This is a genomic window from Achromobacter sp. DH1f, from assembly GCF_000633435.1.
GTDB classification, from domain to species: Bacteria; Pseudomonadota; Gammaproteobacteria; order Burkholderiales; family Burkholderiaceae_B; genus Achromobacter; species Achromobacter deleyi.
In genome coordinates this window covers 81546-90579 of record NZ_AYMF01000034.1, presented here as the reverse complement: position 1 = coordinate 90579, position 9034 = coordinate 81546, and the positions used below count along the sequence as shown (strand labels likewise).

Sequence of the window (9034 nt, the reverse complement as noted above, 5' to 3'; positions counted from 1 at the left end):
CCCCTTCGTCATCTTCGTCCAGGCCTTCGGCCTTCCCTTCAGATTCCCTCGGGCGCATCTACACGCCCCGCCCTCCCATGCCCCCTGCGCCCCAGGCTCTGCTCGTTTCAACTTGGCGGGTGGCGCTGCGCGCTTGCGCCGGCGGCTATCAGTAGCCGCGTCCGGGGTCGTAGATGTTGGGGAGGGCTTCGCCGCGTTCGTTTGCTTCGATCAGCCAGGCGGTGTGCCTGGCGCGTTCTTCGCGGTCGGGGATCGCGGCGCAGTGGGGGGTGATGATGATGTTGGGGTGGGTCCAGAGGGGGGAGTCTGGGGGCAGGGGTTCGGGGTCGAAGACGTCCAGGACGGCCTGGTGCAGGTGGCCCGAGTTCAGGGCGTCCAGGACGTCTTGCGTGACCATGTGGGCGCCGCGGCCGGCGTTGATGAGGCTGGCGCCGCGGGGGAGTTGGGCGAAGGTGGTGTGGTTGAGGATGCCGCGGGTGGATTCGGTGGCGGGCAGGAGGCACACGAGGAGGTCGGTGCGGGACAGGAATTCGCCGAATTGGGCCTGGCCGGCGTAGGACGGCAGGCCGTCGGGCAGGGTGCTGGCGCCGCGGGACCAGCCGGCGACGGGGAAGCCGACGCGGGACAGCAGGCGGGCGGCGGCGATGCCGAGGTGGCCCAGGCCCATGATGCCGACGCGGATGTCGGCGGCGACGCGCAGGGAGTCGTACAGTTCCCAGTGGCGGCGGGCTTGCTGGTCGATGGCGCGTTTGACGTCGCGGGTCAGCATGAGGGCGCTGGTCAGGACGTATTCGGCCATTTCGGTTTCGGTGCGCGGGGTGACCATGCGGGCGATGCGCAGGTGGCGGGGCCAGGCGGGGTCGGAAACGATGTGGTCGACGCCGGCGCCGGCGCTGATGATGAGTTTGAGGTTGGGGAAGGTGGCGAGGCGGCCGGGGTCGGGGGCCCAGACCAGGGCGTAGTCGACGGTGGCGGGGTCGATGTCGTCGTGCCAGTCGACCACGTCCAGGGCGGGCGCGTGGATCTTGAACTTTTCGCGCCATTCGTCGATGGCGCGAGGGCTGCCTGACCTGATGATGAGCCGCATGCCTGGCTTACTCCGTTGCGGGCGCGGTCGCGCCCTGGGGGGATCGGCGCCGCGCCGTCCTCGGTGGGGACGGTGCGGCGCGCCTGTGGTCAGCGTTCGACGGTGCGGTTCCAACGCGCGTTGAAGGCGGGACGGGTGGCGTTGATCTGGTCCCAGTCCAGGATCTTGGCGTTGGCCATGTAGCCCTGGAAGCGCGTGAGCGCCTCTTCGTTGCCGGCCGGCGGCTGAACGTTCTTATTGGACGGGAAATGGCCGCCCATTTCCAGTGCCTTGGCCTGGGCCTGGGCAGACAGCAGGTACAGGGCCAGTTTCTGGGACAGTTCGGGTTCGCTGTTCTTGGCGATGACGCATTCGCCGACCATCAGGATGACCGAGCCTTCTTTGGGCTGGACGTATTCGACGGGGATGTCGCGCTTTTTCAGGCGGGCGATGGCGGTGGGGGTCAGCGGGAAGATGGCGGCTTCGTTGGACTGGATCATCTCGGCCAGCTTGGCCGAGTTGGGGATGTATTCCAGCACGTTGGGGCCGATGGTGGTGGGCCACTGCTTGAAGCCGGGTTCGGTGTTCTGGTCGGTGCCGCCCTGGATGCGGTTGAACATCAGGAAGCCGTGCAGGCCGAAGGTGCTGCCGGAGGCAGACTGGAAGACGACCTTGCCTTTGTATTTGGGGTCGGCCAGGTCCATCCACGAGGTGGGCGGGGCCCAGCCTTTGTCGGCGAACAGCTTGGTGTTGTAGCCCAGGCCGGTCATGCCGATGTCGATGCCGGCGGCCATGCGGTCTTTCATGACGGCGGTGGGGTACAGCTCTTTGAGCACGGGGTCGTCGTTGAGCTGTTCGCACAGGCCCATGGTGATGGCGCGCGCCATGATGCCGTCGTCCAGGAACATGACGTGCATCTGCGGCTTGTCCTTGAAGGCCTGGGCCTTGGCCAGCACGTCGGTGGACGTGCCGGGCACGACGACGATCTTGACGTTGTTGGCCTTCTCGAAATCGGGGAACACATACTGGGTGAAGGCGCGTTCCATGTCGCCGCCGTTCATGCCGACGTACAACGTCTTTTGCTGCGCCATGGCACCGACCGACAGCGCGGCCAACGCAGCACCCAGCAGCCACTTCCCCTTGTGCAGGCGGCCCTTGCCGCCCTGTTTCTTGTCCATCATGGTGACTCCAGCGTTTGCTCACGAACAGGCCCCAACCGAGGCACGGCGCCGTGAGCGGCCCCCGTGTATCGTCCAATGCCGAAGGCATCGATGGGAATGGAAGACCGGCCGTGCACGACCAGTTCGGAAAGCGCTTCGCCCACGGCAGGGCCGACCTGAAAGCCCGCGCCCGACAGGCCGAAGGCGTGGAACAGGCCCGGCACGGTGGCGCTGGGGCCCAGCACCGGGTTGTGGTCGGGCATGTTGCCTTCGACGCCGGTCCAGAAGCGGATGACCTGGGCGCCGCGCAGTGCGGGCAAGAGGCGCTGCGCGTTGGCCATGAGCGTGCCGGTGGCGTCGCGGCCAGGGCGGGCGTAGTCGGGGCCGGACGCGACCGCGCGGCCGCCGCCGATGACGCAGTTGCCGCGCGCGACCTGGCGGGCATAGATGCCGCCGCCCTGCATGCCCAGGCTGACGTCCATGAACAGCGGCAGGGGTTCGGTCACCATCATGAGCGGATGGATCGAGGTTTCGGGTACGGCTTCGCCAAAACCCTGGGCGAAACGGCCGGCCCAGGCACCCGCGCAGTTCAAGAGGAAGCGCGCGCGCACTTCCAGCTCACCGACGCGCAGCACGAAGCGGTCGCCGTCGTGGATGGCTTCGGTGACGGCGGTGCCTTCGCGCACGTCCGCCCCCAGCGCGCGCGCGGCACGGCCAAAGGCAGGCGATACCAGCCGCGGATTGGCGTGGCCGTCGTCGGGGCAGAGCGAACCGCCCACGACCTGTTCACCCAGCCAACCGAAGCGGCGCGCCAGCGTGCGCTGGTCCAGCATCTGCAGGTTCATGCCGAAGCCGCGGGTCTGTTCGCGATAGGCGTGCAGTGCTTGCAGGTCGGCATCGGAACAGGCCAGCTTGAGGTGGCCCGAACGCACGTACTCGCCGTCGATGCCGATCAGCTCGGGCAGCTGGCCCCAGAGCTCGTGCGCACGGCGTGCCAGCGGCATCTGTTCCAGCCCGCGGCCCTGGCGCCGCACGCCGCCGTAGTTCACGCCGCTGGCGCGGGCGCCGCATAGCGCCGCTTCCAGCAGCACCACCGGCACGCCCAGGCGGCGCAGGAACAGCGCGGCGCTGCCGCCGACGATGCCGCCGCCGATGATGGCGACTTCGGTGTCGATGCGTTCGATCATGGCGCGCCCCTAGCGGAACGGTCCAGGCAGACGATGTCCACCGGTATCGGCTTGACCGGGGGCTGGTTGCGCAGGCGACCCACCGTGTCGGGCGATGCGCCGCAGGCGTGCGCCAGCACTTCGGCGGCGCCGGCGCCGCACATGCGGCCCTGGCAGCGGCCCATGCCCACGCGGGTCAGCGCCTTCAGGCGGTTCATTTCGCGCGCACCCGTCGTGTGGATCGCGGCGCGCATCGTGCCCGCAGTGACTTCCTCGCAGCGGCACACCACCGTGTCGTCGGCGATATCGGCCGCCCAGTCGTCGGGAAACGGAAACGCGCGTTCCAGCGCATCGCGCACGCGGCCGTTGGCAGCCAGGCGGGCTTCGAGTTCGCGTGCGCGGCCGCCGGGCTGTGGATAACCTGCGTCTTCCAGCAATGCCAGCGCAGCGCGCTCGCCGGCCAGCTCGGCTGCATCGGCGCCGCCGATGGCCGCACCGTCGCCCGCGACGTAGACGCCGGTGACGCTGCTGCGCCCGGCGGCATCGCGGCGCGGCGTCCAGTTGCGGTCGCGGGCATGGAAGTCGAACTGGCAGCCCACCAGGCTGGCCAATTGCGTTTCGGACCGCAGGGACAAGCCGTAGCCCACCGCGTCGCAGTCGATGCGGTGCTGCCGTGTGCCTTGCCGATAGGCCAGGCCGGTAACACGCACGTCGCCGTCGACCTGCACCGGCCGCACCCCGCTTTTCATGGGCACGCCGTGCGCACGCAGCCACGCCATGTAGTACAGCCCCTTGGCCAGCAGCCCTGGCGCGCGCAGCAGGCCAGGCAGGGCGGCCAGGCGGTCCGAGAAGCGCGAGGTATCAAGCACCGCGGCCACCGTGGCGCCGGCCTTGGCGTATTGGTAGGCCACCAGGTACAGGAGCGGACCGGTGCCCAGGAACACGACGCGCGAACCGATGGCGCAGCCCTGGTGCTTCAACGCCACCTGCGAGCCGCCCAGGGTATAGACGCCGGGCGTCAGCCAACCGGGAAAGGGCAGCACGCGGTCGGTGGCGCCGGTGGCCAGGATCAGGTGCGTATAGGGCACCGGCGCGCTGGCGCCGGCTTGCAGCACGTCCAGCACCTTGCCTTCGGCGTTCCAGACCAGGCTGCCGGGCCGGTAGTCGATGCGCGGCAGCAGTTCGTCCATCTGTCGGTGCAGGGCATCGGCCTTGCGGTGTTCGAAGCCGTACAGCGCCTTCTTGGGGCGCGAGAAGCCCGGTGGCGGCTGGCGGTAGATCTGGCCGCCGGCGCGCGGCGCCTCGTCCAGCACCACGGGCCGCAGGCCCTGCGCAACCAGCGCCTGGGCCGCGCGCACGCCGGCCGGGCCGGCACCCACGATCACGGGCAAGATGATGCTCATGGCGCCTCGCCCTCGAGCCACGCCGCGGCCAACGTGCCCGGCACTGCCGCCGGCCGCAGCGCGCTGCTGCGCAAGCGCATGCCTGGCTCGATGTAGGTGGAACAGGCGCGCAGCCGGGTGCCGTCTTCGCGCTGCATCCAGCAGTCCTGGCAGGCGCCCATCATGCAGAACCCGGCGCGCGGCGCGCCGCCGAATTCCGACAGCCGCAGGCGCTCGGCCTGGGTCAGCACCGCCGTCAGCACCGTGTCGCCGGCCAGCGCTTCGCAAGGCTTGCCGTCCAGCGTGAACGCCACGGAGGGCCGGGCCGTTTCGGCCAGCCGTTTCAGTATCGCCATGGTTCCCGGGCCTCCCGTCCCGCGTCCGGCATGGAATTCATTTCTGCCCCACCAGCACCCGGTCCAGCCCGTAGGCGCGATCCAGCAGCAGCATGGTCACTGCGGTCAGGCCGATGACCAGCGCCGACACGGCCGCCATCATCGGATCGATCGATTCGGTGGCGTACATGTACATGCGCACCGGCAGCGTGATGGTCGACGGCGCGGTGATGAACACCGACATGGTCAGTTCGTCGAAGCTGTTGATGAACGCCAGCAGCCAACCGCCGGACACGCCGGGGATGATGAGCGGCAGCGTCACCTGGAAAAACACCGTGGCGCGGCTGGCGCCCAGCGACAGCGCCGCGTGCTCGATCGAACGGTCAAAGCCCACCAGCGCGCCGATCACCAGCCGCATCACGTACGGCGTGATAACCACGACGTGGCTGAACACCAGCCACGGAAAACTGCCCGTCATGCCCAGCAGCGCAAAGAAGCGCAGCAACGCCACGCCCAGCACCAGGTGCGGAATCATCAGCGGCGACAGGAACAATCCATTGAGCGCATCGCGCCCCGGAAAGCGATAGCGCGTGATGGCAATCGCCGCCGGCACCGCCAGGCACACGGCGATGCTGGCCGACAGGAATGCCAGCCACAGGCTGTTCTGGAAGGCCTGCATGAAATTGGGGTGCTCGAACACTGCGCGGAACCAGCGCAGCGAGAACTGCGTGGTCGGCACCGTCAGCGTCGACTCGGGCGTGAACGCCACCAGGCACACGATGACCAGCGGCGCCAGCACGAACGCCACCACCAGGAAATTGAACGCCAGCGCGATAGGACCGTTCTTCTGCATGATCGTGTCCCCTTCAGCCCAGGCTGCGGCGGTAAGAGCGTTCCACCACGCGGTTGTACGCCATCATGATGATCACGTTGACCACCAGCAGCACGATCGCAATCGCCGCGCCCAGCGGCCAGTTCAGCTCGGTCAGGAACGCGTCGTAGACCACCGTGGCCACCATCTTCAGGCGGCGTCCGCCCAGCAGCGCGGGAATCGCGAACGAACTGGCCGACAGGCCGAACACGATCAGGCTGCCTGACAGAATGCCCGGCATCGCCTGCGGCAGCACGATGCGCAGCAGCGTCTGAAAGCGCGAGGCATTCAGCGACAGCGCGGCGTGTTCGACGGCCGGGTCCAGTTTCTGCAACGACGTCCACACCGGAATCACCATGAACGGCAGCATCACGTGCACCAGGCCGATGATGACGGCGGTGGGCGTGTACAGCAGCGGCCCCAGGCCCACCGCAGCCGCCGCACGGCCGATCACGCCGCCAGGCCCCAGCAGCATGCTCCAGCCGAACGCGCGCACCACCAGCGAGATCAACAAGGGCGACAGCACCACCAGCAGGAAGATCGAGCGCCACGGCTTGCCCATGCGCGACAGGATGTAGGCTTCGGGCGCGCCGATCAGCACGCAGATCAAGGTGGTGACGCCCGCGATCCAGAACGTGCGCCAGAAGATCTCAAGGAAATAGCTGTCGGTCACCACCGCCAGGTAGTGCTCGAACGTGTGCCCCGGCAAGATGCCCGCGCCGTAGTCGAACGGCCGGAACGACAGCACGAACGTCAGCACCAGCGGCGTCAGCACCAGCGTCAGGAACACGATGGCCAGCGGAATCGAGCCCAGGATGGCCAGGAGGCCGTCGGTGCGCGGCTTGGGCGCGCTGGCGGCGCCGGGTTGGGTCAGCGTCGCCATGTCAGGCCTCTTCGGCCACGGCCGGTGCGCGCAGCACACGCAGCACGCCCTCGGCCCAGTCCAGCCCGATGGCGTCGCCATCTTCGTGCGGCCGGCGGCCGTCGTTGGGCGTCAGCACCGTCAGCGCGCCCACCGGCGAATCCAGGTCATACATCCACTGGCTGCCCAGGAAGTAGCGCGTGCTGACCACACAGGCCAGCTTGCCTTGGCCCGCCGCCACCGGCACCAGCTTTTCCGGCCGCAGCGACAGCTGCACGCTGTCGCCATGGCGCAGGCCCGTGCCATCGACCAACACGCGCAGCGCGCCCGTTTCCACCTCGGCCTGTTCGCCGCAGCGCGTCACGCGGCCGGGCAATAGATTGGTCTTGCCCACGAAGCGCGAGATGAATTCGGTCTGCGGATGTTCGTACATGCGATAGGGCGCATCCACCTGCGTCGCGCGACCCTCCTGCATCACCACCACCCGGTCGCTGATCGACAGCGCCTCGGCCTGGTCGTGCGTCACCATCACCGTGGTCGTGCCGATTTTCTTCTGAATGCTGCGCAGCTCGAACTGCATGTCTTCGCGCAGCTTGGCGTCCAGGTTGGACAGCGGCTCGTCCAGCAGCAGCACCGGCGGGCGGATCACCAGCGCACGCGCCAGCGCCACCCGCTGGCGCTGGCCGCCCGACAATTCGCGCGGAAAGCGGTCCGCGTGCTTGTCCAGCTTGACCAGAGCCAGCGCCTCGCGCACCCGCTCCAGGCGCTCGGTGCGCTCCACCTTGCGCATCTTCAACCCGAAGGCCACGTTGTCCGCCACCGTCAGGTGTGGAAACAGCGCATAGCTCTGGAACACGATACCCAGGCCGCGCGTGTTGGGCTTGGCGTGCGTGATGTCGCGCCCATCCAGCGTGATCGCACCCCGCGTCACATCGGCAAAGCCCGCAATCATCTGCAGCGTGGTCGTCTTGCCGCAGCCCGACGGCCCCAGCAACGACACGAATTCCCCTTTCTCGACCGCCAGGTTCAGATCCGACACGACCCGCAGGTCGCCGTAATTCTTCGAGACGTTATCCAACCGCAAAAATGACATAGTCCAACCCCGTGGCCCGATATGGAGCGCTGCGCGGACCCGCCGGCCCAGCCGGACACCACCGCGCATTCGATGAGGCAGTCTAGGAGTCGCCGAAAAGGGCGGTCAATTAGGGTTTTCCGAAGAATCGAATTTTCTTAAAATTATTTCCGCTCAACCGAATTTACTGATAAAAATACAGAAAGATATTTTGATTATCGGAATTGAACAATGAAGAAATCAGAAACCAACGAAGACGCAGGCGGCCAGGGCGTCCTGCAACGCGCCTTTGCCGTGCTGCGCGTACTGGCCGACGCCAAGGGCGAAAAATTGCGCCTGACCGACATCGCCGCCCGCACCGGCCAGGCCCAGGCCACCGTCCACCGCGTGCTGCAAGGGCTGGTGCAGGAAGGCATGGTCGAGCAGCCTGCCAACAGCAAGGGCTACCAACTCACCGTCGCCTTCTTCTCGTTGGCCGCTGCCGCTGGCAACCACCAGTCCACCCTGCGCTCGATCTACCGCCCCGCCATGCTGCGCCTGTGCGGCATGCTCAACGACACCGTCTTCCTGCTGGTGCGCAGCGGCTTTGACGCCGTCTGCCTGGACCGCATCGACGGCGCCTTCCCGGTGCGTTCACACACCGGCGACATCGGCGGCCGCGTGCCCCTGGGCCTGGGCCAGGGCGGCCTCGTCCTGCTCGCCAACCTGCCCCCCGCCGAACGCGAAGAGGTCCTGCGCTTCAACATCCCGCGCCTGCACCACCTGGGCTTCGTCGACGAAATCTCCATGCGCGTCGGCATCAAGGAATGCCTGGAACTCCAATACGCCCGCAGCAAAGGGCAGGGCGTCTTCCCCAACATCGCCGGCCTCGCCGTCCCCGTCCACGACCCCAACGGCGTCACCGTCGCCGCCCTGAGCGTCGCCGCCCCCGTCGAACGCATTAGCGACGAACGCCTCCCCCTGATCGTGGAAATCCTGCGCCGAGAAGCCGCCGGCATCAGCGCCCAACTCAACCCCTTCGACCCTGCGCTACGCCGCCCCAGCCAGTTCCTGGGCACGGGCAATCGCGAATAGAGAAAACGCCCTCACGCACGTCACGCCCCAGCCACGAAAGAGCAGC

At 67.8% G+C, this 9034-nt stretch carries 9 protein-coding genes; 1 reads left to right on the top strand and 8 read right to left on the bottom strand.

Annotation, left to right across the window (positions count from 1 at the left end; translation table 11 throughout):
* Positions 1 to 148: 148 nt before the first annotated feature.
* The 8 genes from U858_RS0128055 to U858_RS0128020 form a co-directional block, all read right to left on the bottom strand.
* Complete coding sequence (locus U858_RS0128055) at positions 149 to 1087, bottom strand: glyoxylate/hydroxypyruvate reductase A (protein WP_025140437.1); 939 nt, start codon at positions 1085 to 1087, stop codon at positions 149 to 151.
* Between the two features lie 89 nt (positions 1088 to 1176).
* Positions 1177 to 2247: an ABC transporter substrate-binding protein gene (locus tag U858_RS0128050; RefSeq protein ID WP_025140436.1), complete on the bottom strand. Its 1071-nt coding sequence runs from the start codon at positions 2245 to 2247 to the stop codon at positions 1177 to 1179.
* Positions 2244 to 3413, bottom strand: a complete 1170-nt coding sequence (locus U858_RS0128045; RefSeq protein ID WP_025140435.1) for an FAD-binding oxidoreductase — start codon at positions 3411 to 3413, stop codon at positions 2244 to 2246. Before U858_RS0128045 ends, U858_RS0128050 begins: the two co-directional genes overlap by 4 nt.
* A complete protein-coding gene (locus tag U858_RS0128040; protein ID WP_025140434.1) occupies positions 3410 to 4795 on the bottom strand; it encodes an NAD(P)/FAD-dependent oxidoreductase in 1386 nt (461 codons plus the stop codon). The genes U858_RS0128045 and U858_RS0128040 overlap by 4 nt, the downstream gene beginning before the upstream one ends.
* Complete coding sequence (locus U858_RS0128035; protein ID WP_025140433.1) at positions 4792 to 5130, bottom strand: (2Fe-2S)-binding protein; 339 nt, start codon at positions 5128 to 5130, stop codon at positions 4792 to 4794. Before U858_RS0128035 ends, U858_RS0128040 begins: the two co-directional genes overlap by 4 nt.
* A 37-nt stretch (positions 5131 to 5167) precedes the next feature.
* Positions 5168 to 5962, bottom strand: coding sequence for an ABC transporter permease (locus U858_RS0128030; RefSeq protein WP_025140432.1), 795 nt, complete (start codon positions 5960 to 5962; stop codon positions 5168 to 5170).
* A 13-nt stretch (positions 5963 to 5975) separates the two neighbouring features.
* Entirely contained in the window at positions 5976 to 6863 is an 888-nt protein-coding gene (locus tag U858_RS0128025; protein WP_025140431.1) for an ABC transporter permease, read from the bottom strand.
* A gap of 1 nt (position 6864) precedes the next feature.
* A complete protein-coding gene (locus U858_RS0128020; protein ID WP_025140430.1) occupies positions 6865 to 7935 on the bottom strand; it encodes an ABC transporter ATP-binding protein in 1071 nt (356 codons plus the stop codon).
* Between the two features lie 210 nt (positions 7936 to 8145).
* Between U858_RS0128020 and U858_RS0128015 the strand changes: the two genes are divergently transcribed.
* Positions 8146 to 8988: an IclR family transcriptional regulator gene (locus U858_RS0128015; RefSeq protein ID WP_025140429.1), complete on the top strand. Its 843-nt coding sequence runs from the start codon at positions 8146 to 8148 to the stop codon at positions 8986 to 8988.
* Positions 8989 to 9034 lie beyond the last annotated feature (46 nt).

Excerpts from the sequence above, each read along its gene's own strand:
- U858_RS0128055 (WP_025140437.1), bottom strand. The coding sequence starts at position 1,087 with ATGCGGCTCATCATCAGGTCAGGCAGCCCTCGCGCCATCGACGAATGG.
- U858_RS0128050 (WP_025140436.1), bottom strand. The coding sequence starts at position 2,247 with ATGATGGACAAGAAACAGGGCGGCAAGGGCCGCCTGCACAAGGGGAAG.
- U858_RS0128045 (WP_025140435.1), bottom strand. The coding sequence starts at position 3,413 with ATGATCGAACGCATCGACACCGAAGTCGCCATCATCGGCGGCGGCATC.
- U858_RS0128040 (WP_025140434.1), bottom strand. The coding sequence starts at position 4,795 with ATGAGCATCATCTTGCCCGTGATCGTGGGTGCCGGCCCGGCCGGCGTG.
- U858_RS0128035 (WP_025140433.1), bottom strand. The coding sequence starts at position 5,130 with ATGGCGATACTGAAACGGCTGGCCGAAACGGCCCGGCCCTCCGTGGCG.
- U858_RS0128030 (WP_025140432.1), bottom strand. The coding sequence starts at position 5,962 with ATGCAGAAGAACGGTCCTATCGCGCTGGCGTTCAATTTCCTGGTGGTG.
- U858_RS0128025 (WP_025140431.1), bottom strand. The coding sequence starts at position 6,863 with ATGGCGACGCTGACCCAACCCGGCGCCGCCAGCGCGCCCAAGCCGCGC.
- U858_RS0128020 (WP_025140430.1), bottom strand. The coding sequence starts at position 7,935 with ATGTCATTTTTGCGGTTGGATAACGTCTCGAAGAATTACGGCGACCTG.
- U858_RS0128015 (WP_025140429.1), top strand. The coding sequence starts at position 8,146 with ATGAAGAAATCAGAAACCAACGAAGACGCAGGCGGCCAGGGCGTCCTG.